20 protein-coding genes are annotated in these 22,150 nt (G+C 62.6%); 6 read left to right on the forward strand and 14 right to left on the reverse strand.

Annotation, left to right across the window (positions count from 1 at the left end; all coding sequences use genetic code 11):
* Nucleotides 1–38: 38 nt before the first annotated feature.
* Nucleotides 39–1,568: an NCS1 family nucleobase:cation symporter-1 gene (locus J4E63_RS16855; protein ID WP_207282714.1), complete on the reverse strand. Its 1,530-nt coding sequence runs from the start codon at nucleotides 1,566–1,568 to the stop codon at nucleotides 39–41.
* A 452-nt stretch (nucleotides 1,569–2,020) separates the two neighbouring features.
* On the reverse strand, nucleotides 2,021–2,764 hold the full coding sequence (locus J4E63_RS16860) for a phosphoadenylyl-sulfate reductase (protein WP_013693959.1): 744 nt from the start codon (nucleotides 2,762–2,764) through the stop codon (nucleotides 2,021–2,023).
* Between the two features lie 174 nt (nucleotides 2,765–2,938).
* On the opposite strand from J4E63_RS16860, the gene thrH reads away from it, so the two are divergent.
* On the forward strand, nucleotides 2,939–3,556 hold the full coding sequence (gene thrH, locus J4E63_RS16865) for a bifunctional phosphoserine phosphatase/homoserine phosphotransferase ThrH (RefSeq protein WP_207282715.1): 618 nt from the start codon (nucleotides 2,939–2,941) through the stop codon (nucleotides 3,554–3,556).
* 145 nt (nucleotides 3,557–3,701) lie between these two features.
* Here thrH and pabB read toward each other — a convergent pair whose 3' ends face one another.
* From pabB to J4E63_RS16885, 4 genes are all read right to left on the reverse strand, one after another.
* Nucleotides 3,702–5,045: an aminodeoxychorismate synthase component I gene (pabB, locus tag J4E63_RS16870; RefSeq protein ID WP_103310890.1), complete on the reverse strand. Its 1,344-nt coding sequence runs from the start codon at nucleotides 5,043–5,045 to the stop codon at nucleotides 3,702–3,704.
* Between the two features lie 310 nt (nucleotides 5,046–5,355).
* On the reverse strand, nucleotides 5,356–6,342 hold the full coding sequence (locus J4E63_RS16875) for an alpha-L-glutamate ligase-like protein (RefSeq protein ID WP_060741349.1): 987 nt from the start codon (nucleotides 6,340–6,342) through the stop codon (nucleotides 5,356–5,358).
* A complete protein-coding gene (locus tag J4E63_RS16880; RefSeq protein WP_060741350.1) occupies nucleotides 6,342–7,874 on the reverse strand; it encodes an inactive transglutaminase family protein in 1,533 nt (510 codons plus the stop codon). Before J4E63_RS16880 ends, J4E63_RS16875 begins: the two co-directional genes overlap by 1 nt.
* A gap of 5 nt (nucleotides 7,875–7,879) precedes the next feature.
* On the reverse strand, nucleotides 7,880–8,416 hold the full coding sequence (locus J4E63_RS16885) for an ATP-dependent zinc protease (RefSeq protein ID WP_053186065.1): 537 nt from the start codon (nucleotides 8,414–8,416) through the stop codon (nucleotides 7,880–7,882).
* Nucleotides 8,417–8,699: 283 nt separating this feature from the next.
* Between J4E63_RS16885 and J4E63_RS16890 the strand changes: the two genes are divergently transcribed.
* From J4E63_RS16890 to prpF, 5 genes are all read left to right on the forward strand, one after another.
* Nucleotides 8,700–9,413: a GntR family transcriptional regulator gene (locus J4E63_RS16890; RefSeq protein ID WP_103311020.1), complete on the forward strand. Its 714-nt coding sequence runs from the start codon at nucleotides 8,700–8,702 to the stop codon at nucleotides 9,411–9,413.
* Nucleotides 9,410–10,294 carry a methylisocitrate lyase gene (gene prpB / locus J4E63_RS16895; RefSeq protein WP_030137801.1) on the forward strand — a complete coding sequence of 295 codons (885 nt, stop codon included), beginning with the start codon at nucleotides 9,410–9,412 and terminating at the stop codon, nucleotides 10,292–10,294. The genes J4E63_RS16890 and prpB overlap by 4 nt, the downstream gene beginning before the upstream one ends.
* Before the next feature lie 41 nt (nucleotides 10,295–10,335).
* Nucleotides 10,336–11,463 carry a 2-methylcitrate synthase gene (gene prpC / locus J4E63_RS16900; protein ID WP_063325004.1) on the forward strand — a complete coding sequence of 376 codons (1,128 nt, stop codon included), beginning with the start codon at nucleotides 10,336–10,338 and terminating at the stop codon, nucleotides 11,461–11,463.
* Between the two features lie 197 nt (nucleotides 11,464–11,660).
* Nucleotides 11,661–14,252 (forward strand): Fe/S-dependent 2-methylisocitrate dehydratase AcnD, encoded by a 2,592-nt coding sequence (gene acnD / locus J4E63_RS16905; RefSeq protein ID WP_207282716.1) that lies wholly within the window; start codon nucleotides 11,661–11,663, stop codon nucleotides 14,250–14,252.
* A 53-nt stretch (nucleotides 14,253–14,305) separates the two neighbouring features.
* The gene (prpF, locus tag J4E63_RS16910) at nucleotides 14,306–15,499 is read left to right on the forward strand and encodes a 2-methylaconitate cis-trans isomerase PrpF (RefSeq protein ID WP_207282717.1); all 1,194 of its coding nucleotides are present in this window, start codon (nucleotides 14,306–14,308) and stop codon (nucleotides 15,497–15,499) included.
* Nucleotides 15,500–15,882: 383 nt separating this feature from the next.
* On the opposite strand, the gene J4E63_RS16915 is transcribed toward prpF, so the two are convergent.
* Genes J4E63_RS16915 through J4E63_RS16950 form a run of 8 tightly spaced genes read right to left on the reverse strand, consistent with a single transcriptional unit; the run spans nucleotide 15,883 to nucleotide 22,041 of the window.
* Nucleotides 15,883–16,776: a metal ABC transporter solute-binding protein, Zn/Mn family gene (locus J4E63_RS16915; RefSeq protein ID WP_207282718.1), complete on the reverse strand. Its 894-nt coding sequence runs from the start codon at nucleotides 16,774–16,776 to the stop codon at nucleotides 15,883–15,885.
* The gene (locus J4E63_RS16920) at nucleotides 16,777–17,676 is read right to left on the reverse strand and encodes a metal ABC transporter permease (protein ID WP_014339414.1); all 900 of its coding nucleotides are present in this window, start codon (nucleotides 17,674–17,676) and stop codon (nucleotides 16,777–16,779) included.
* On the reverse strand, nucleotides 17,676–18,428 hold the full coding sequence (locus J4E63_RS16925; RefSeq protein WP_207282719.1) for a metal ABC transporter ATP-binding protein: 753 nt from the start codon (nucleotides 18,426–18,428) through the stop codon (nucleotides 17,676–17,678). The genes J4E63_RS16920 and J4E63_RS16925 overlap by 1 nt, the downstream gene beginning before the upstream one ends.
* Nucleotides 18,425–19,354, reverse strand: coding sequence for a metal ABC transporter solute-binding protein, Zn/Mn family (locus tag J4E63_RS16930; RefSeq protein WP_060741357.1), 930 nt, complete (start codon nucleotides 19,352–19,354; stop codon nucleotides 18,425–18,427). Before J4E63_RS16930 ends, J4E63_RS16925 begins: the two co-directional genes overlap by 4 nt.
* Nucleotides 19,355–19,389: 35 nt before the next feature.
* The gene (locus J4E63_RS16935; RefSeq protein WP_207282720.1) at nucleotides 19,390–19,965 is read right to left on the reverse strand and encodes a DUF6162 family protein; all 576 of its coding nucleotides are present in this window, start codon (nucleotides 19,963–19,965) and stop codon (nucleotides 19,390–19,392) included.
* Entirely contained in the window at nucleotides 19,962–20,288 is a 327-nt protein-coding gene (locus tag J4E63_RS16940) for a hypothetical protein (protein ID WP_207282721.1), read from the reverse strand. The genes J4E63_RS16935 and J4E63_RS16940 overlap by 4 nt, the downstream gene beginning before the upstream one ends.
* Nucleotides 20,285–20,830, reverse strand: coding sequence for a thiamine pyrophosphate-binding protein (locus J4E63_RS16945; protein WP_207282722.1), 546 nt, complete (start codon nucleotides 20,828–20,830; stop codon nucleotides 20,285–20,287). The genes J4E63_RS16940 and J4E63_RS16945 overlap by 4 nt, the downstream gene beginning before the upstream one ends.
* Nucleotides 20,827–22,041, reverse strand: coding sequence for a PepSY domain-containing protein (locus J4E63_RS16950; RefSeq protein ID WP_207282723.1), 1,215 nt, complete (start codon nucleotides 22,039–22,041; stop codon nucleotides 20,827–20,829). Before J4E63_RS16950 ends, J4E63_RS16945 begins: the two co-directional genes overlap by 4 nt.
* Nucleotides 22,042–22,150: the final 109 nt, after the last annotated feature.

Consider the following 22,150-nt stretch of genomic DNA (forward strand, 5'->3'; position numbering starts at 1 on the left):
AAAGTAAGCGGCCCTTACCGGTCGGGCCGTTTGAGGGATCAATGATGGACGTTATCCACAGCGATGGATTCGCCGCTGACGTCCTCGTAATACGCTTCGCGCTTGGCGATGATCAGGTACAGCAGCCCTGCAATCGAAGCGCCAATCAGCCAGGAAAATGGCGAAACGCTGTCAAAACCAGGCACCAACGCCAGGATAATCGCGATCAGCGCCGCCGGAATGAACGCCGCCACCGCGCGCAGGTTGACCCCATTGCTGTAGAAATACGCACCGTTTGGGTCCTCGCTGTACAGTTGCGGCACGTTGATGCAGCCTTTTCGCAGCAGCCAGTAGTCGACCATGATCACCCCGTACAGCGGCCCGAGCAGGGCGCCGAGGCCGGATAGGAAATACACGATCACCAGCGGGCTGTTGTAGAGGTTCCACGGCAGGATCAGCACGGCAATGGCAGCGCTGATCAGCCCGGCGCGGCGGAAGGTCAGGTATTTGGGCGCCAGGTTGCTGAGCACGAACGCCGGAGCGACGAAGTTGGCCATGATGTTTACCGCCACGGTGACGATCAGGAAGGCCAGGCAGCCCAGCACCAGAAGGAACGTGTTGGGGATCGAGGCGACGACCTGGGTCGGGCTTTCGATGATTTGCCCGTTGATCTGGAACTGCGCACCGCAGAGCAGGATGGTGATCCCGGCAAACACCAGGATGTTTACTGGCAGGCCCCAGAAATTGCCGACGATGATGGTTCGGCGGCATGGCGAGGAGCGGGCGAAGTCGCAGAAATTGAGGATCAAGGTGCCGTAGATCGACAGCCACAGCGCGCCGCCGGCAAAGATATTGCGCCACATTTCGCCACCGGTCAGCGGCTCGCGGATCGACCAGGCAATGGTGGCGCCGGCCTGGGTGTACATCCAACCGGCCAGGGCCGCGACGGTCACCAGGATCACCGGACCGGCGAAACCTTCATAACGGCGCACCGTCTCCATGCCGTAGGCCAGGATCACCAGTTGCACGAACCAGATCGCCACGAAACACACCCAGCCCAGGCTCGACAGGCCGAGGATCGAGTCGCGGTCGTAGTCGGCGAAGCCCGGATGGATCGCCACCAGCAACACGCGGAACACCACCGACGCCAAGTAGGTCTGGATCCCGAACCAGGCAATCGCGATGACCGCCCTGATCAACGCAGGAATCTGTGCGCCGTGGATCCCGAAGCTGATCCGGCTGATCACCGGAAACGGCACCCCGGTTTTCTGACCCATGTAGCCGGACAGGTTCATGAAGCCATACACCAGTGCCGCGCCTATCCCCAGGGACAGCAAGATCTGCCAGCCACCCAGCCCCAGGGCATACAGGCCGATGGCGAAGGAATAGTTGGCGATGTTGTGCACGTCGTTGGTCCACAGGGCAAAGATGCTGTAGCGGCCCCAGCGGCGACCTTCGGCCTTGGTCGGCGCCAGGTCCTTGTTGTGCAGCCGCGGGCTCAAGGCCAGGGAGGCTGCGGCGTTATCATCGGGGGCAATGGTGGAGGAGGGCAGATCCAGCGCGATGTTATTGGAGAGACTTGTACGCATTCCGGCAGGCTCCTGATTCTCGGCGCTGCGATGACTGTGCATGAGCGCGGGGCTCGACAAATCTTCGTCGCGGCGGGCGAGCATCATTGGTTACGGGGCATCTGCAGCCTGTACGGGATAGGGCGCTTCAGGCTTGCGGATCTAAAGTGTGTGTATGTTTTATAAATGTTGTATACAAAACACTTGGCGACTCAAGCCAGATTTATGCCACTTACGGATCTATCCAACGTAACGCTAATTTCGTTTCGTTATGGTCTTTGAATAACTAGCTGAAATACGGCGATTTAAAGCTGACCATTTAAACAGGTATTTATTTTTTGGCGAACGCCAGTGGAGGAAGGAAGCCAGGTGAGGCGGGGAATTGGGTGTAACTTTTCGGGGCAGTAACGACATAAGTGTACACAAAAATGCCACTTGTGGTGACATTTTTGTGTACAGAGGGCGGCGGGCGCTTAGACGGTCTTGGATTTGGCGATGATGTTTCCGGCGTGGAGCCCGCATTCTTTCTGCGTGGCTTCTTCCCACCACCAGCGACCTTCGCGTTCGTGCTGGTTCGGCAGCACCGGGCGGGTGCAGGGTTCGCAGCCGATGCTGATGAAGCCGCGTTCATGCAGGCTGTTGTAGGGCAGTTCCAGCATGCGGATGTAACCCCAGACTTCTTCGCTGGTCATCTGCGACAGGGGGTTGAATTTGTACAGGGTGCGCTCCGGGGTGGAAAACGCCGTGTCGATTTCCAGCACGGCCACCTGGCTGCGGGTGCCGGGGCTCTGGTCGCGGCGCTGGCCGGTGGCCCAGGCGCGGACATCGGTCAGCTTGCGGCGCAGCGGCTCGATCTTGCGGATGCCGCAGCACTCGCCGTGACCGTCCTTGTAGAAGCTGAACAGGCCTTTTTCCTTCACGAAGGGTTCAAGTTTCGTGTAGTCCGGCGAGACCAGTTCGATGTCGATCTTGTAGTGCTCGCGCACCTGATCGATGAAGCGATAGGTCTCCGGGTGCAGGCGACCGGTGTCGAGGCTGAACACCTTGACGTTCTTGTTCAGTTTCCAGGCCATGTCCACCAGCACCACGTCTTCGGCGCCGCTGAACGATATCCACAGCTCGTCGCCGAATTCGGCGAAGGCCAGCTTGAGGATGTCCTGGGGGGACTTGTTGGCATAGGTCGTGGCGAGTTCCACGACGTCGAACGATGGGCTCATCAGGGCGGTTTCCTACAGGTCGGTGGCGCTGGGCGCTCTATATGGGGCTGATGGTAACAAAAGCTGTCGGGGCTGGCGCGCTCCTGTGCGTTGCGCGGGCTCTGGCGAATGGCTAGAGTCGGCAAGCCTTTTATTCGCTCAACCGATAAACATCAGAAAAAATGGGAGTGTCTTGTGGAAATTGCCTGTCTCGACCTGGAAGGTGTGCTGGTCCCGGAGATCTGGATCGCCTTTGCCGAAAAAGCCGGGATTGAATCCCTCAGGGCAACCACTCGGGACATTCCCGACTACGACGTGCTGATGAAGCAACGGTTGCGCATCCTCGATGAGCATGGCCTCAAGCTCTCCGACATCCAGGAAGTCATCGCCACCCTCCAGCCGCTGGACGGCGCCATCGAATTCGTCGACTGGCTGCGCGAGCGCTTCCAGGTGGTGATTCTTTCCGACACGTTCTACGAATTTTCCCAACCGTTGATGCGCCAGCTGGGCTTCCCGACTTTGCTCTGCCATCGCTTGGTTACCGATGACAGCGGGCGGGTGACGGGGTACCAGTTGCGTCAGAAAGATCCCAAGCGCCAGTCGGTTTTGGCTTTCAAGAGCCTGTACTACCGAGTGATTGCAGCGGGCGATTCCTATAACGACACCACGATGCTGGGCGAAGCCGACGCCGGGATTCTGTTCCATGCGCCGGAGAACGTGATCCGTGAATTCCCGCAATTCCCGGCGGTGCACACGTTCGCCGAGTTGAAGCAGGAATTCCTCAAGGCTTCGAACCGCAATCTCAACCTGTAAGTAAAAAACCTGTGGGAGCGAGCTTGCTCGCGATAGCGGTGTGCCAGTCGGCTCAAATGCTGCTGTCCCAACGCAATCGCGAGCAAGCTCGCTCCCACAGGGGTACAGCGCCAGTCTGTGGGAGCAAGGCTTGCCCGCGATGCTTCTAGAGGCTTTGCAAGGTTTCCAGCAACACCCGAACCTTGGTAATCGACTCCTGATACTCGGCCTCCCAGTCCGAATCCGCGACAATCCCGCCGCCGCCCCAGCAGCACACCTGCCCATCCTTGACCAACAAACTGCGGATGGCGATGGAACTGTCCATTTCCCCGCGCACGTCCAGGTACAGCAACGAGCCGCAATACAGCCCGCGCCGGGTCGGCTCGAGTTCGTCGATGATTTGCATGGCGCGGATTTTCGGCGCGCCGGTGATCGAGCCGCCGGGGAAGCTGCCGGCGATCAGGTCCAGGGCGTCCTTGTCGTCGGCCAGTTCGCCGGTCACGCTGCTGACCAGGTGATGCACGTTCGGGTAGCTTTCCAGGCTGAACAACTCCGGCACCCGCACCGAGCCGATACGGCAGGTACGGCCCAGGTCGTTGCGCAGCAGGTCGACGATCATCAGGTTTTCCGCCCGATCCTTGGGGCTGGCCAGCAGTTCGGCGGCGTGGGCCGCGTCTTCCTCGGGCGTTGTGCCGCGGGGGCGGGTGCCCTTGATCGGCCGGGTTTCCACCTGTCCTTCGCTGACTTTGACGAAGCGCTCTGGGGACAGGCTCAGTACCGCGCCGCCCTCCGGCAGGCTCTGGAAGCCGGAAAACGGTGTCGGACAAGCCGCCCGCAACGCCTGGTAAGCGGCCCAGGCATCACCTTGGCAGGGCGCGCGGAAGCGTTGGGCGAAGTTGACCTGATAGCAGTCGCCGGCCTGGATGTACGCCTGGATACGTTCGAACGCCTGTCGGTAGGCTTCGGCACTGAGGTCTGGCGTCATCGGTCCTTCAAGGCTGAACGAGGGAACGGCGGCGGTGGTCGGCTGGCTGAACAGCGCGATCAGGCGCTGGCGTTCGTCTTCGCCACAATGGGGATGGAACACCAGTTGGCTGGTGCCCGCCTGGTGATCGCTGATCAAAGCCCAGTCGTACACGCCAAAACGTGCGTCGGGCAGTTGCAGATCGTCCTGGGCGTGGGACGGCAGGGTTTCGAGGTGTCGGCCGAAGTCGTAGCTCAAGTAGCCGATCAGGCCGCCGGCGAAAGGCAATTGCACCGTGGCCGGCAGCACCGCGTCGCCCAGTTGCGTCAGCTGGATGCGCAGGCGTTGCAGGAAATCGCTGCCGCTCTCATTCGGCAACACCGCCAATTGTGCCAGCGGCCAGGCGCTGAGCAGGTCGTAACGCCCACGCTCGGCACTCGGCCGGCCACTGTCGAGCAGCACGCTGCCCGGGGCATGACGGATCGCCGCGAAATACTCGGCGGGGTTGGTGCGGTAGGGCAGCGGGTGTACGGAGCAGGTTGGCATGGGCGGGGCGGGTCAGCCATTCAGGCGGGGGAGCGATTGTAATCCCCTGTAGGATTTGCTCCTAGGGGGATGTCGGAGATGAGCAAGTATGGGGGCTATCGAAACTATTCGGGTGTGAACACCTTGTGGCGAGGGAGCTTGCTCCCGCTGGGTTGCGCAGCAACCCCCAGGCAGTTGAACGCGGTCAGCCTGATGCACCGCGGTGCTGGGTTTTGAGGGGCGCTTCGCACCCCAGCGGGAGCAAGCTCCCTCGCCACAGGGTTTCACACTCCAGCCTTCAGCCTCAGCTTCAGACTCCCGCTTTCAAGCCTCAGCCTTCAACCGGCGGAATATGCCCAAACAGCTCCTGGGCAAACGCCACGCGCTCTTCCGCGGTTTCGATAACGCCCCGTTCCTTGAGTTCTTCCAGGCGGGCTTCCACCGCGTGGGTGCGCAGGGTCAGGCCGCAGTCGTTGGCGATCTGGATGTTCAGGCCCGGTCGGGCATTCAGTTCCAGGATCAACGGCCCTTTCTCCTGGTCCAGCACCATGTCGACGCCGATGTAGCCCAGCCCGCACAGTTCATAGCAACCGGCGGCCAGTTTCATGAAACCGTCCCAGTAGGGCAGTTGCACGCCGTCCACCGCGTTGGTGGTGTCGGGGTGTTTGGTGATGATGTTGTTCAGCCAGGTGCCGCGCAGGGTCAGGCCCGTGGCGAGGTCGACGCCCACGCCGATAGCGCCTTGGTGCAGGTTGGCCTTGCCGCCGGACTGCCGGGTTGGCAGCCGCAGCATGGCCATCACCGGATAGCCCATCAGCACGATGATGCGGATGTCCGGCACGCCCTCGTAGCTGATGCTCTTGAAGATCTGGTCCGGCGTCACGCGGTACTCGATCAGCGCCCGGTCACGGTGCCCGCCCAAGGAATACAGGCCCGTGAGGATACTGGAGACATGGTGCTCGATTTCCTCATGGCTGATGATCTTGCCGGACACCGTGCGGTAGCGGCCTTCGAAGCGGTCGGCGATGACGATGATGCCGTCGCCGCCAGCGCCCTGGGCCGGCTTGATCACGAAGTCGGTGCGCCCGCCGATGATCTCGTCGAGCTTGTCGATTTCTTTCTCGGTGGAGATCACCCCGTACAGCTCCGGCACATGGATGCCGGCGGCGATGGCCCGTTCCTTGGTGATGATCTTGTCATCGACGATGGGGTACAGGCTGCGCTTGTTGTACTTGAGCACATAGTCGGCGTTACGCCGATTGATGCCCATGATGCCCCGGGCTTCCAGGGCCTTCCAGGTCTTCCAGAAGCCGAACATCAGGAGTCTGCCTTGAGGAAGGCCTTGAACCGGACCAGCTCGGTCAGGCGGTAGCCGCGATAACGCCCCATGGCCAGCATGAAGCCCACCAGGATCAGCAGGATCGCCGGGAACGTGAACACGAAGTACACCAGTTCCGGCACGCTCATGATCAGGTGCGCCAGGGACGCGGCGAACAAGGTGCCGATGGCGACTTTCATCGCATGGCCGGCGCCGCGTTCTTCCCAGGTGATGGACAGGCGTTCGATAGTCATGGTCAGGATCACCATCGGGAACAGCGCCACCGACAGGCCACGCTCCAGGCCCAGCTTATGGCTGAACAGGCTGATGGCGGCGATCAGCACCACCACGAACGTCAGCACCACCGAGAGCCTTGGCAGCATCTGCAACTTGAGGTGTTCCAGGTACGAACGCAGCGACAGGCCCAGCGTCGTGATTACCGTGAACAGGATGATGCCGAAGCCCAGTTGGGTTTCCCGGAAGGCCAGGGCGATCAGCACCGGGGTGAAGGTCCCGAGGGTTTGCAGGCCGATCAGGTTGCGCAGTATCAGGATCACCAGCACGCCGATCGGGATCATCACCATGATCATGAAGGTTTGCTGGGTTTGCAGCGGCAGGCCGTAGAGCGAATATTCGAGGAAGTTGGCGTCGGTGTTCTCGTCCGTCAGCTTGGCCAGGCGAATGGCGTTCATTTCGCTGTTGTTCATGCTGAAGGTGACGGTGGCTTTCTTGCCGCCATCGACGGTGATCAGGTTTTCATCGCCGGTCCACCACAGCAGGCGGTCGGTGGGCAGGCCCTGTTCGCCGCTATCCGGGTTGAAGTACAGCCAGTCGGTGCCGTTGAAGCTGCGCAGCCACAGCTCGGGTGTCTGCGGCTGGTCGGCCACCAGGCGGATGGTGTGGACCTTTTCCACCGGCACGTGGGCGATGGACAGCACCAATTCGACGATGCGCGCCTTGTTGGCCGAGGAAGGATCACCGGCCAGCAACAGCTTGACGTTGTCGTCGTTGAGGTTGTTGACCCGCTTGATCGCTTCGCTGATGAACGTCTCGACGTCGGCCGAGTGTTGGCGGATCGGCGCGAGCAGGGCTTCGGCGGCCAGTTTCTCCGGGCCTTCGACGGCGATGCTGTCGCGGAAGGTCGGGCCCTTGACCTTGGTTTTCTCGGCGCTGTAGCGCTTGGTCAGTACCAGGCGGTAATAAAGGGTCTGGTTGCCCTTGGCGCGACGGGCTGACCAGGTCACTTTGCGGTTACCGTCGACCCGGTTCACCGCCACTCCGTAGTTATTGGAAATGAAACTCTCGTTGAGGCTCACGTAGTCGCGGCTCAGGGGCGGCACGAACATCTGGATCTTCACCGGGTCCTTGGCGTTGGGCACGAATTCGACCTTGGCGTCGATGTTCCACAAATCGTCGGTGGCGTCTTCGGTGACCGGGATGCCGAGCACGAAAATCTGATAGGCCGTCACCGACAGGCCCAGCACCACCAGGATGGCGATCAGCATTTTCAGATGGAGGGTAAGGGAGCGCATTGGAATTACTCTGCGGTTTGAGCGGCATTGGCGCAGGCGGGTTTGCCGGCAGCGTATTTAAGACTGGGATCGACCAGCGCGTCGAAGCGCTTGAGCGCCTCGGAACCGATCAGCAACGGGTATTGGAAGGCGCTGCGGTCGGTCAGGTTCACTTCGATGCTGCGCAGGGCCGAGCCCATGCAGATGTCCAGTTCGATGACTGGCCGGGCCGTGTATTTCTTGCCTTCTTCCGGGTCGTAGTCACCGGCGCGGCGCTTGATCTTGCTGACCCGGGCCAGCGGACGTTCGATGGGGTGCGAGTGGGCTGCGTCGATGGCCAGGTAAAAACGCACCCAGGATTCGCCATTGCGCTTGAAGCGCTTGATGTCCCGGGCGCTGAGGGAGGCGGTCTTGGCGCCGGTGTCGAGCTTGGCGGCGACCTCCAGGTCGATGCCCTGCAGGGCGGCGTATTCGTTGAGGCCGTACACGGTTTTTTCACCCGCCACGGCAAGCCCCGGCAGGCACATGAAATAGAAAGCGGCAGATAAGGGCTTGAGTGTCATAGATCCTGGTGCGCAGCGTTCCGTTTATCGGTTCAGGCCCTGGCATTACTGCACAAGCTCCCTAGGCAGCCTTTCTCTAATAAAAGGAGAGCGGCGAATAACCGCGGCATTCTAGCACGGTGGTTTTCTGACGCCACCGCTGGCCGGAGGCTACGAGTCTTCATGCAACAGGGTTATCTCCAGGGCGTTTATTAGACGATTGTCGACAATGTTGATTTTTGTTTTGACGTAAAGGCTGTTGTTGGTTAGTTTTTGCCGTATTGATTTCCAAGGTGTCGACAATATGCTCGATCAGCTCGAAAGTCCGGTGATGGTCCAGGACGACTCGGAGACCCTGTCCGAGAACGTCTTCCGGCGTATCCAGGCCGCCATCGTCAAGGGCGAGATCGCCCCCGGCAGCAAGATCTCCGAGCCTGAGCTGGCGCGCACCTACGGCATCAGCCGCGGGCCGCTGCGCGAGGCCATTCACCGCCTGGAAGGCCAGCGCCTGCTGGTGCGCATTCCCCACGTCGGTGCCCGGGTGGTGTCGCTGAGCCACGCCGAGCTGCTGGAACTCTACGAAATCCGTGAATCCCTCGAAGGCATGGCCTGCCGCCTGGCGGCCGAACGCATGACCCTGGAAGAAATCGACGAACTGCGCCGGGTGCTGGAAACCCACGAGCGCGATGCGGCGTTCCAGGCCGGTGTCGGTTATTACCAGCAGGAAGGCGATTTCGACTTTCATTACCGGATCATCCAGGGCAGCGGCAACCGCACCCTGACGCAGATGCTGTGCGGCGAGCTGTACCAACTGGTGCGCATGTACCGCATCCAGTTCTCAACCACGCCCAACCGTCCGCGCCAGGCCTTTGCCGAGCACCACCGGATTCTCGACGCCATCGCCGACCGTGACGGCGAACTGGCTGAATTATTGATGCGCCGGCACATCGGCGCCTCCAAACGCAATATCGCGCGTCATTTCCAGGACAGCGCCGCCACTGAACGAGGTGAGTCATGAGCAACAGCACTCCAGGCCAGCGTTTCCGCGATGCGGTCGCCAGCGAGCATCCGCTGCAAGTGGTGGGCACGATCAACGCCAACCACGCGCTGCTGGCCAAGCGCGCCGGTTTCAAGGCGATCTACCTGTCGGGCGGCGGCGTGGCGGCCGGTTCCCTCGGCGTGCCGGACCTGGGCATCACCGGCCTGGATGACGTGCTGACCGATGTACGGCGTATCACCGATGTGTGCGACCTGCCGCTGCTGGTGGACGTGGACACCGGCTTCGGTTCCTCGGCGTTCAACGTGGCGCGCACGGTCAAGTCGATGATCAAGTTCGGCGCCGCGGCGATTCATATCGAAGACCAGGTCGGCGCCAAGCGTTGCGGCCATCGTCCGAACAAGGAAATCGTCTCCCAGCAAGAGATGGTCGACCGTATCAAGGCTGCCGTCGATGCCCGTACCGATGACAGTTTCGTGATCATGGCCCGTACCGATGCCTTGGCGGTGGAAGGCTTGGAATCGGCCCTGGACCGCGCCGCCGCGTGCATCGAGGCCGGTGCCGACATGATTTTCCCCGAAGCCATCACCGAGCTTGAGATGTACAAGCTGTTCGCCAGCCGCGTGAAAGCGCCGATCCTGGCCAACATCACCGAATTCGGCGCGACCCCGCTGTACACCACCGAACAGCTGGCCGGGGCCGACGTGTCCCTGGTGCTGTACCCGCTGTCGGCCTTCCGGGCCATGAACAAGGCGGCCGAGAACGTCTACACCGCGATCCGCCGCGACGGCACGCAACAGAATGTCATCGATACTATGCAGACCCGCATGGAGCTTTACGATCGCATCGACTACCACACCTTCGAGCAGAAGCTCGATGCGTTGTTCGCGGCGAAGAAGTAAGGCGCGACTCCCCTACAAATTCAAGAAAATGGAGACAGCAAATGGCCGAAGCAAAAGTACTCAGTGGCGCCGGGCTCCGTGGCCAGGTGGCCGGGCAAACCGCATTGTCCACCGTGGGCCAATCGGGTGCCGGCCTGACCTATCGCGGCTACGACGTTCGCGACCTGGCGGCAGATGCGCAATTTGAAGAGGTGGCCTACCTGCTGCTGTACGGCGAACTGCCGACCCAGGCACAGTTGGACGCCTACACCGGTAAGCTGCGCCAGCTGCGCGACCTGCCCCAAGCCTTGAAGGAAGTGCTGGAGCGCATTCCCGCCGACGCCCACCCGATGGACGTGATGCGCACCGGCTGCTCGTTCCTGGGTAACCTGGAACCCGAGCAGGATTTTTCCCAGCAACATGACAAGACCGATCGCCTGCTGGCCGCGTTCCCGGCGATCATGTGCTACTGGTATCGCTTCAGCCACCAAGGCCAGCGCATCGAATGCGTGACCGACGAAGTGTCCATCGGCGGCCACTTCCTGCATTTGCTGCACGGCAAGAAGCCGAGCGAGCTGCACGTCAAGGTGATGAATGTCTCGCTGATCCTCTACGCCGAGCACGAATTCAACGCCTCGACCTTCACCGCCCGGGTCTGCGCCTCCACGCTGTCGGACTTGTTCTCCTGCATCACCGCCGCCATCGGCTCGCTGCGTGGCCCGTTGCATGGCGGTGCCAACGAAGCGGCGATGGAAATGATCGAGCGCTTCAGCTCACCGCAGGAGGCCATCGAAGGCACCCTCGGCATGCTGGCGCGCAAGGACAAGATCATGGGCTTCGGCCACGCGATCTATAAGGACAACGACCCGCGCAACGAGGTGATCAAGGGCTGGTCGAAAAAACTCGCCGACGAAGTGGGCGATACCGTGCTGTTCCCGGTGTCCGAAGCCATCGACAAGACCATGTGGGAACAGAAGAAGCTGTTCCCCAACGCCGATTTCTACCATGCCTCGGCGTACCACTTCATGGGCATCCCGACCAAGCTGTTCACGCCGATCTTCGTCTGCTCGCGCCTGACCGGCTGGGCCGCCCACGTGTTCGAACAACGCGCCAACAACCGCATCATCCGACCGAGCGCCGAATACACCGGCGTCGAACAGCGCAAGTTCGTGCCAATCGAACAACGCTGAGCTGGAGGGTTTTAGCCGCCGGAACTGAATGACCCCGAAACCCTGTGGGAGCGAGCTTGCTCGCGATTGCGCACTGACATTCAACATTGATGTCGACGGATGCGCCGCTATCGCGAGCAAGCTCGCTCCCACAGTGGCCGGGGGGACTTCAAGTACTGCGCCAGCCCTTCTGAAACCACCGTGACCGAGTCCTGACGATGAACACAGAATTTCGCAAACCGCTGCCTGGCACTTCGCTGGATTATTTCGACGTTCGCGGCGCAGTGGAGGCCATCCGCCCCGGCGCCTATGACGGCCTGCCGTACACCTCCCGCGTGCTGGCGGAAAACCTGGTGCGTCGCTGCGACCCGGCCACGCTGCGCGAGTCGCTGCTGCAACTGATCGAGCGCAAGCGCGACCTGGATTTCCCGTGGTTTCCGGCCCGCGTGGTGTGCCATGACATCCTCGGCCAGACTGCCCTGGTGGACCTGGCCGGCCTGCGCGACGCCATCGCCCTGCAGGGGGGCGACCCGGCGCAGGTCAATCCGGTGGTGCCGACCCAACTGATCGTCGACCACTCCCTGGCAGTGGAAAGCGGTGGTGCCGACCCGCAAGCCTTCGCCAAGAACCGCGCCATCGAAGACCGCCGCAACGAAGACCGCTTTCACTTCATCAACTGGACCAAGAAAGCCTTCAAGAATGTCGACGTGATTCCGCCGGGCAACGGGATCATGCACCAGATCAACCTGGAAAAAATGTCACCGGTGATCCAGCAGCGTGACGGCGTGGCGTTCCCCGACACCTGCGTCGGCACCGACAGCCACACCCCCCACGTCGATGCCCTGGGCGTGATTGCCATCGGCGTCGGTGGCCTGGAAGCCGAAAGTGTCATGCTCGGTCGCGCCTCATGGATGCGCCTGCCGGAAATCGTCGGCGTCGAGCTGACCGGCAAGCTGCAGCCGGGCATCACCGCCACCGACATGGTGCTGGCGCTGACCGAGTTCCTGCGCAAGCAAAAAGTCGTCGGGGCATGGCTGGAGTTTTTCGGTGAAGGCGCCAGTGCCCTGACCTTGGGCGACCGTGCGACCATTTCCAACATGGCCCCGGAATATGGCGCCACGGCGGCGATGTTCCATATCGATCAACAGACGATCGACTACCTGAAGCTCACCGGCCGTGAAGACACCCAGGTGCAGTTGGTGGAAACCTATGCCAAGCACGTGGGCCTGTGGGCCGATAGCCTCAAGGGCGCACAGTACGAGCGTGGCCTGACCTTCGACCTGTCCTCGGTAGTACGCAACATGGCTGGCCCGAGCAACCCCCACGCCCGCGTCGCGGTGTCGGAGCTGGCCGCCAAAGGCATTTCCGGCCAGTGGGACGATGTGCCCGGGCAAATGCCCGACGGCGCGGTGATCATCGCCGCCATCACCAGTTGCACCAACACCAGCAACCCGCGCAACGTGATCGCCGCCGGCCTGCTGGCGCGCAACGCCAACCGCCTGGGCCTGGCCCGCAAGCCGTGGGTCAAGTCGTCCCTGGCCCCGGGCTCGAAAACCGTGGCGCTGTACCTGGACGAGGCCGGCCTGACGTCCGAACTCGAGAAGCTGGGCTTCGGCGTGGTGGCATTCGCCTGCACCACCTGCAACGGCATGTCGGGCGCGCTGGACCCGGTGATCCAGCAGGAAATCATCGACCGCGACCTGTACGCCACCGCCGTGTTGTCGGGCAACCGCAACTTCGACGGGCGTATCCATCCGTACGCCAAGCAGGCGTTCCTGGCATCGCCACCCCTGGTGGTCGCTTATGCCATCGCCGGGACCATCCGCTTCGACATCGAAAAAGATGTGCTGGGCGTGGTGGACGGTCGCGAGATCCGCCTCAAGGACATCTGGCCGAGCGACGAAGAAATCGACGCGGTGGTCAAGGCCTCGGTGAAACCGGAGCAGTTCCGCCAGGTGTACATCCCGATGTTCGCCATCCAGGAAGACACCGGGCCGAAAGTGACGCCGCTGTACGACTGGCGCCCACAAAGCACCTACATCCGTCGTCCGCCGTACTGGGAAGGGGCGCTGGCCGGTGCGCGGCCGCTCAAGGGCATGCGCCCGCTGGCGGTGCTGCCGGACAACATCACCACCGACCATTTGTCGCCGTCCAACGCCATCATGCTGGACAGCGCCGCTGGCGAGTACCTGGCGAAAATGGGCCTGCCGGAAGAGGACTTCAACTCCTACGCGACCCACCGCGGCGACCACCTGACCGCGCAGCGCGCCACCTTCGCCAACCCGAAACTGTTCAACGAAATGGTCCAGGAAAACGGCAAGGTCAAGCAGGGCTCCCTGGCCCGAGTCGAGCCGGAAGGCAAGGTCATGCGCATGTGGGAGGCCATCGAGACCTACATGGAACGCAAGCAGCCGCTGATCATCATTGCCGGTGCCGACTACGGCCAGGGCTCGTCCCGGGACTGGGCGGCCAAGGGTGTGCGCCTGGCCGGTGTCGAGGCGATCGCCGCCGAGGGTTTCGAACGCATCCACCGCACCAACCTGGTGGGCATGGGCGTGTTGCCGTTGGAGTTCAAGCCCGGCACCGATCGCAAGACCCTGGGCATCGACGGCAGCGAAGTCTATGACGTGATCGGCGAGCGCACGCCGCGGGCGACGCTGACCCTGGTCATCACTCGCAAGAACGGCGAGCGCGTCGAAGTGCCGGTGACCTGCCGTCTCGATACCGCCGAAGAAGTGTCGATCTATGAAGCCGGGGGCGTGTTGCAACGCTTTGCCCAGGACTTCCTGGAATCGGCGGTGGCCGTTTAAATCGCTTGGGTGGCCCGTTCTCCGGCCACCCTTTTTTTCAGGAGTTAGAGCACATGGCTCACTCGCCTCAAATCAAGATCCCCGCGACCTACATGCGTGGCGGCACCAGCAAAGGCGTGTTCTTCAGCTTGCAAGACCTGCCTGAAGCGGCCCGCGTTCCTGGCCCGGTCCGGGATGCCCTGCTGTTGCGGGTGATCGGCAGCCCCGACCCGTACGAGAAGCAGATCGATGGCATGGGCGGCGCAACGTCCAGCACCAGCAAGACCGTGATCCTGTCCAGGAGCACCCGGGCCGACCACGATGTCGATTACCTGTTCGGCCAGGTGTCCATCGATAAACCGTTCGTGGACTGGAGCGGCAACTGCGGCAACCTGTCGGCGGCGGTGGGGTCGTTTGCCATCAGCAGCGGTTTGGTGGCGCCTGGCCGTATTCCGCAAAGCGGCGTGGCCGTGGTACGGATCTGGCAGGCCAACATCGGTAAGACCATCATCGCCCATGTGCCAATCACCGAGGGTGTGGTGCAGGAAACCGGGGACTTCGAACTCGACGGCGTGACCTTTCCAGCGGCCGAAGTGCAATTGGAATTCATGGACCCGGCGGCCGAGGAGGAGGGCGGTGGTGGCTCGATGTTTCCCACCGGCAACCTGGTGGACGACTTGGAAGTGCCCGGTGTTGGCACCTTCAAGGCGACGCTGATCAACGCGGGGATCCCGACGATTTTCATCAATGCCCGCGATGTCGGCTACACCGGCACTGAATTGCAGGGGGCGATCAACAGCGATCCCAAGGCGTTGGCCATGTTCGAAACCATTCGCGCCCACGGTGCCTTGCGCATGGGCTTGATCAAACACCTGGACGAAGCGGCCCAGCGCCAGCACACACCGAAAGTGGCGTTTGTCGCGCCGCCAGCGGATTACCTGTCCTCCAGCGGAAAAGCCGTGGCGGCGGGGGATGTCGACTTGCTGGTGCGGGCGTTGTCCATGGGCAAGTTGCACCACGCCATGATGGGCACCGCAGCGGTGGCCATCGGCACGGCCGCAGCGATTTCCGGCACCCTGGTGAACCTGGCCGCCGGCGGCATCGAGCGCAACGCCGTGCGTTTCGGCCACCCGTCCGGCACCTTGCGCGTCGGCGCTGAGGCCAGCGTGGTCAACGGCGAATGGACCGTTAAAAAAGCCATCATGAGCCGCAGTGCGCGGGTGTTGATGGAAGGGTTCGTGCGAGTTCCGGGGGATGTCCTGAACTGAGTCGAAAAAGCTGTGGGAGCGAGCTTGCTCGCGATGGCGGTGCATCAGCCCACATGGATGTTGGATATGCTGGCCTCATCGCGAGCAAGCTCGCTCCCACAGGAGATTTTCAGTGGATCCGGAATCTCAATCTGTCACCGATCAAACTGTGGGAGCGAGCTTGCTCGCGATGGCGGTGTATCAGCCCACATGGATGTTGGATGTGCTGGCCTCATCGCGAGCAAGCTCGCTCTCACAGGGGATTTTCAGTGGATCCGGAATCTCAATCTGTCACCGATCAAACTGTGGGAGCGAGCTTGCTCGCGATGGCGGTGTATCAGCCCACATGGATGTTGGATGTGCTGGCCTCATTGCGAGCAAGCTCGCTCCCACATGGGTTGTTGTCAGCCTCCCGTCAGCGCGGTGACGACCAGCGCTGCATTACTTTCCAGCTCCGCCACCGGATCGGCGCCATCGGTGCTCAATACCAGCAGCTGGCTGCCGCCCTCGGCAATGGCTGCCTTCAGCGCATCCGAAGGCTGGCGATGATGGAGCACCAGCGCCACGTCGTTGTCCTTCAGCGTCGCACTCAATTGCTTGAGGGTTTCGGTTGTCCATTCGCCATCGGGCCGGGTATCGGTGCTGATGGCGTCCAGGTTGAGCCCGCTGATCAGGTAGCCGAAGTGTTCGCTCAGGCTGACCACGCTCAGGTTATCGGCGCTGGCGAGGCGTTTTTCGCTGTCGGCGCTGAGTTTGAGCAGGCGCTGCTTGAGTGCCGCCAGGTTGGCGTCGATTTTCGGTTTGTCCGCCGGGGCCAGGCGCACCAGGTCGGCGGCGATCACGTCGGCCATGCGCCCCAGGTTATGGCTGGCCATCCACGGCTGGCTCGCCAGGCCGTCGGTGCTGCCCGGTTGCAAGGCGATACCGGGAAGGGCGCCGTCCACCGGGCGCGCGGCATCGACTTCGACGATGCGGATATTGCTGCGTCGGGCCATGGGGTACAGCGGATCGTCCGGCCATAGCGAGCGCAGGCCGATCACCCCGTCGGCGGCGCTGGCCAGTTTGCTCAAGGCCGGCGCGCCACGGCCGCTGAAGTAGGCACTCTGGCGGGTGCCGGGCAGATTGGCGGGCGCGGCCCGCTCCAGGCTGACCTCGGTGCCCTTGAGCAAAGCTTCGCCCAATCCATAGGTAACTGGCAGCGATGCCAGCAGACGAACCTTTTCGCCGGCGAATGACGAGGTGACGGCCACGCCGCACAACGCGACGGCCAGGGTCAGTTGTCGCAATGAAAAAACCATTTATCCAAGATTCCCTTTGAGGCTGGGGACGACACCACGGGCGATGGCGCTCAGGGCGAAGGCGATGCCGGCCACCAGGATGATCGCGGCACCGGACGGGATCGGCAGGTCGAACACAATCGGCGCGAGGATCCCGCACAAAGTGCTGACGGTGGCGATCAACACTGAACACCAGAAAAAGCCTTTCAATGATTGACTGAGCAAGCGCGCCGCCGCAGCGGGGATCACCAGCAACGCGCCCACCAGAATGGCACCGATGACTTTCACTGCCGCCACGGTGATCAGCGTCACCAGGACCACGAACAGGTAGTCCAGGGTCTTGACCGCCACCCCGCGCACCGCCGCCAGTTGCGGGTTGAAGCTGGCGAGCATGATGCGGTTGTACAGCGGCAAGGCCAGGGCCATCACCAGCGAGCCGACCACCGCCAGCACCAGCAGGTCATTGCCATTGACCGTCAGCACCGAGCCGAACAATACGTTTTCCAGAATGTGCACATTGATCTTGCCCGCCAGGATCAACAGCAGGCTGGCGCCCAGGGCCAGGGACACCGACAGGAAGACGCCGATCAGCGTATCGGGCGCCAGGCCGGTGCGGTTGCGCAGGTAATTGAGCAGGATGCCGAACAACAGGCAATAGCCGAACAGGCTGCCGTAAGGCCCGGTGTAGGGTTCGCCGAGCAGGATGCCGATGGCCACGCCGGTGAGCGCCGCATGGCCCACCGCCTCGGAAAAAAACGCGAAGCGCTTGACCACCACCAGCGTGCCGAGGCCGCCCAGTACCGGGCCGATCAACAGCCCGGCCAACAGCGCATTGACCACGAACCCATAGGCCAGCGCTTCAGGCAGGTAACCGGCCGAGGCCCAACCCTGGACCATCAAGCGAAAGGCTTCATAACTCATCAGGCCGCGCTCCCGTTCGTGCGTGGATGGGTGGAAAACAGCGTCAGCAGCCGTTCCGGGGTCAAGGTCTGGCGTGGCGGGCCGTCGAACAGCACGCGGCGATTCAGGCCGGTGACACGGTCGGCCAGGCGCCCGACGGCTTCCAGGTCATGTTCGATCCACAGCACGGTGATCCCGGCCTGGCGCCAGTCCTGCAGCAGCCGTTCGAACACCTGGATACCGGCCTCGTCCAGGGCCGACATCGGTTCATCCAGCACCAGCAATTGCGGCGAGGGAATCAACCCCTGGGCCAGCAACACCCGCTGGCGCTCGCCGCCGGACAGCGCGCCCATGCGCCGCTTGCGCTTGTCCTGCATGCCGACCCGCTCCAGGGCCTGGCCGATGGCGCCGGCGTAATGCTTGCTCAAGCCGAGAAAGGCCGGCCGCCGCTGACACATCGCCGCCATGAAATCATCCACGGTCATGGGCAGGCCCCGGTCGAATTCCAGCGCCTGGGGGACGTAGCCGATCACCCCGGGTTCGCCCGGCCATTGCAGGCTCAAGCGTCCCTGGTGTGGCATCTGCCCCAGCAAGGTCTTGATCAGCGAACTCTTGCCGCCGCCATTGGGGCCGACCAGGGCATGGATGCTGCCGGGTTCCACCTGAAAGGCCACGTTGTCGAGAATGGTGGTACGTCCCAGGTTCAGGCTGACCTCGGCGAACTCGATCAAGGGGCCGACGCGTTGCAGGGTGAGGGGTTCCTGGACGGTCATGCGCCGGACTCCTGGATCGCCCGGACCACGGTGTCGAGGTTGCCGGCCATTTCCTTTTCGTACTTCTCGGCGCTGTAGTCGCCGTAGGAAATGTGCGAGAGCGGGTACAGCTTCACGCCTGACTCACGTTGGATGGTATCGACGTAGGTGGAGGGAAAATCCATCTCCGAGAAGATCACCTTCACGTCCAGCTCCCGCAGTTGGTCGATGGTTTTCTTCAATTGGCTGGGGCTCGGTTCGATGCCATGGGCCGGCTCGACCACGGCGGTCACTTCCAGGCCGAATTCGCGCAACAGGTAGTCATAGGCGGCGTGCACCGTGGCGACCCGCAATTCGGCATTGGGGGCCTGGGTCAGCTTCGCCAGGGCGGCGGCGCGCATCTGCCGCAGGCGCTTGCCATAGGCGCGGGCGTTCTGGGTATAGGCCTTGGCGTTGTCCGGGTCGAGCTTGCCCAGTTCCCGGGCGATGTTATTGACCTGGGCGATGGAGGCGCTGATGGACAGGAAGGTGTGCGGGTTCACGACCTTGCCCGCGCCTCGGGCCGCCGTGCCGGTGGCGGCCAGCAGGGGCACGTTTTCGTTGGCCTCGATCACCTTCACGTTCGGGGTTTCGCTGGCGGCGATCATGCGGTCGGCGAAGTCGTCATGGCCCACGCCGTTGAGCACGATCACGTCGAGGCCGCTGATGCGCTTGATGTCCTCGGCCCGTGGTTCATAGGCGTGGGGGTTGAAACCGGCCGGGATCAGCGGCACGACCTCGGCCTTGTCGCCGACGATGTTGGCCACGTAGCTGTAATACGGGTGCAAGGTGATGCCAATGCGCAGGCGCTTGGCTGTTTCGGCGCTCACCGGCGAGGTGAACAGGCAGGCCAGCAGGCCGATCAACAGCAAGCGCAGCAAGGGTCGGCGTTGAGATGCAATAGGCATGGGCAAACGGTCTTCTCTCGAATGAGGGCGTGGGGTCAGTGCCGGTGCTGGCGGGTTACGCCGGCATCGAATTGCGCGACGATCTGTTGCCAGCCGGCGGCGGACAAAGCCGCATCGTCCAGCGCGGAGGGCGTCGCGAGGCCAGTGCCGCGGTTGAGCCAGATGTCCGGGGCGGCGTCGGATGCTTCGCCGATGCGCATCAGAAACGAACCGGCCACCGACGGATTGGCACTGGCGCCGAAGTAGGCCTGGTCCTGCAGTTGTTGCCAGGCGTGGCCGCCCCGGCTGACGGAGCTGGCGTCCTGGGCGAACGGCGCGAAGCCTTCTTCGGCCAGGGTTGGCGGACTGGGCAGGGTGGGTTGGTCTTCGCGCAGCAAGCGGATTTCATCCAGGGTCACCCGCAGGTCGGCATAGATGCCTTGCTCGGCGGCGCTGAGGTCGCGGCGGGCGTCGAGCTGGTTCGAGGCCAGGTGAGGCGTGTCCTCGGCCTTGCCATGCCAGGCCACCACGGACCCGGCCACCAGCACGATGACCAGGCACAACAGCAACACATACAGGGTTTCATGGCCCGCGCCGGCGGGGCGGATGACTTGAGTCGTGGCGTTGCTCATGGGGCCTCGATGTCGGCTTGGTCGATTTCCACCACGTGGCCGGGGCCGGCGTCGAAGAGCACGTAGAATTCAGCGTTCGGTTTCTTGAAGGTCAGCTTCGAGTCGGCACCGAGCTTGCCCGGGACGAGGATGGTTTCGTCATAACCGATCACGTCCAGGGTCACTCCGGGTGCACCGCTGCCGTCGGAAAAACCGCCGGTGCATTGGATCTGTTCGGCGTCGATGGCCTTGCACTCGCACATCGGGTTGTGGGCCAGGACGCTGGGGCTTGCGCCTGCGCAGAACAGCAGCGCCAGGCCCTTGGATAAAGCGCGGAAGGTCATGGTTTGGGTCCTTGGTTCTTCAGCCAGGTGACGGTGGCCGGGGAGGCCTGGCTCAGGGGAATGGAGGCCTGATGCATCGAACCGTCCCAACCCTCGAGGGTTATCCACAGTTCGGCATCGGGCTGGGTCTTTGGCGGGACCGGCAACAAGGCGCCCATGCGATAGGGCGAGCCGAAGAAAATCACCCCGGCGGCCCGCAGGCTACGTGGCTTGCCGATGCGCAGGTAGGTGGCCTTGACCTGGCCGATACAGCTCTGGCACAGGGCTGCGTTGAAGTGCTTCATCGGCCCGGCGGGCCCTTCGGTCCGTGGGGCTTCGTTGCGAAACTCCGCCAGGCGCAGGCTCCAGGGACCGACCTGGACTTCGCCGACTTCCCGCTCGCCAAGCCCTGCATCGCCGCGGAACAGGGCGGCTTCGGAGAGGTATTTGGGCATGAATCCCAGGGGAATCAGCAGCAACAACACGTTGAGATGGAAGCGCCATTTATGCCAGAACAGGCTCAGGCGTGACGGTGATGATGAAGCGGTATTGGACGGGTTCACAGGCTGCCCTCCGACGATTCACGGTGGACGGACGGTTGCAGTGCCTGCGCGATTCGGGCGCCGCGGGTGGGTTTCTGGCTTCGCTTGAAGGCATTGGCGGTGGCCAGGGCCGTGCGTTTGGTCCAGATCAGCAGCCCGCTGAGGACCATCATGCTCAGGATCAGACCGAAGAAAAACCAGATGAGCTTGATCCAGAGGCCGCCGAAGTCCCCGGTGTGCAAGGGCCGCATGGATTCGGTGACGAACTCCAGGGTCGTGCGGTCCGACAGCAACCGGGAGGCGGCCACGTCGCCGTTGTAGGGATTGATGGTGGCGGTCTGGAACATCAGCGGATACCACCCGCGGCCACCGATTTCCAGATGGCTGTAGGCATTGCCGGGCAGACTGATGAAACTCGCTTCCAGTCCCGGGATGCGTTGCTGGGCGATTTCGATGGCCCGGTCCAGGTTCAACTGCGGTGGCGCCTGGCCGTCAACGGCCAACGGCACGTTTTCACGGGCCACCACCGGGATGACCGGTTCGCTGGAAATGGAGATCTGGTTGTCGCCCAGCAAGGCCTGGATCAGGAACCAGGTGCCGGTGACGGAGATGACCGCGATGAACCAGATCGACCAGATCCCGCTGAGCCGGTGGAAATCACCCCAGAAAATCCGTGCGCCATGGCGAATCCGCAGGGTTGGACGGAAGAAGCCTTTCCAGAAACGCTTGTAGACCACCAGCCCGGTCACCAGGGACGCGAGCAAGGGCAGGCCCAGGAACGACACCAGGTACCAGCCCCAACTGTAGCCATTGGTGAACGGCACCAGCCACCAGCCATGCAGGGCGCGGGTGAAGGCCTGGAAATTGAATGTCGGTGCCGAGCCCTGGATGACGCCGCTGTACGGGTTGACGTAGACCGTATCCGGGCGTCCGTCGGGGTAGGTCACGCCGACTTCCAGCGCAAAATGCGACTCGTCCGGACGGATGATGCTTTGCACCTGGGTGTGCGGCAGGGCCTGCTTGATCGCGGCGATCACCTGGTCATAGCTGAGCGACGTGGCCTCGTCCGAGGGCTTGTTGGCCCGCATGTCGGGGTTGGCCAGCCAGACGATCTCCTGGCTGACCACCGCCAGGGTGCCGGTGACGCAGACGATGAGCACGAAGAACCAGATGGGCAATGCCAGCCAGCTATGGACCAGGAACCAGAGTTTGGAGCGGGATTTCTTCGACATGATTGAACGTCTTGATTCGATGAAAGGTTCTGTATTACGGGCTTCGCAACACCGTGAACCCAAAAAGGCAGGCCGTGGCTTTTGCCGACGCGGCCTGCTGCATCTAATT

This window comes from Pseudomonas sp. FW300-N2F2, assembly GCF_017351655.1.
Lineage (GTDB): Bacteria > Pseudomonadota > Gammaproteobacteria > Pseudomonadales > Pseudomonadaceae > Aquipseudomonas > Aquipseudomonas fluorescens_AA.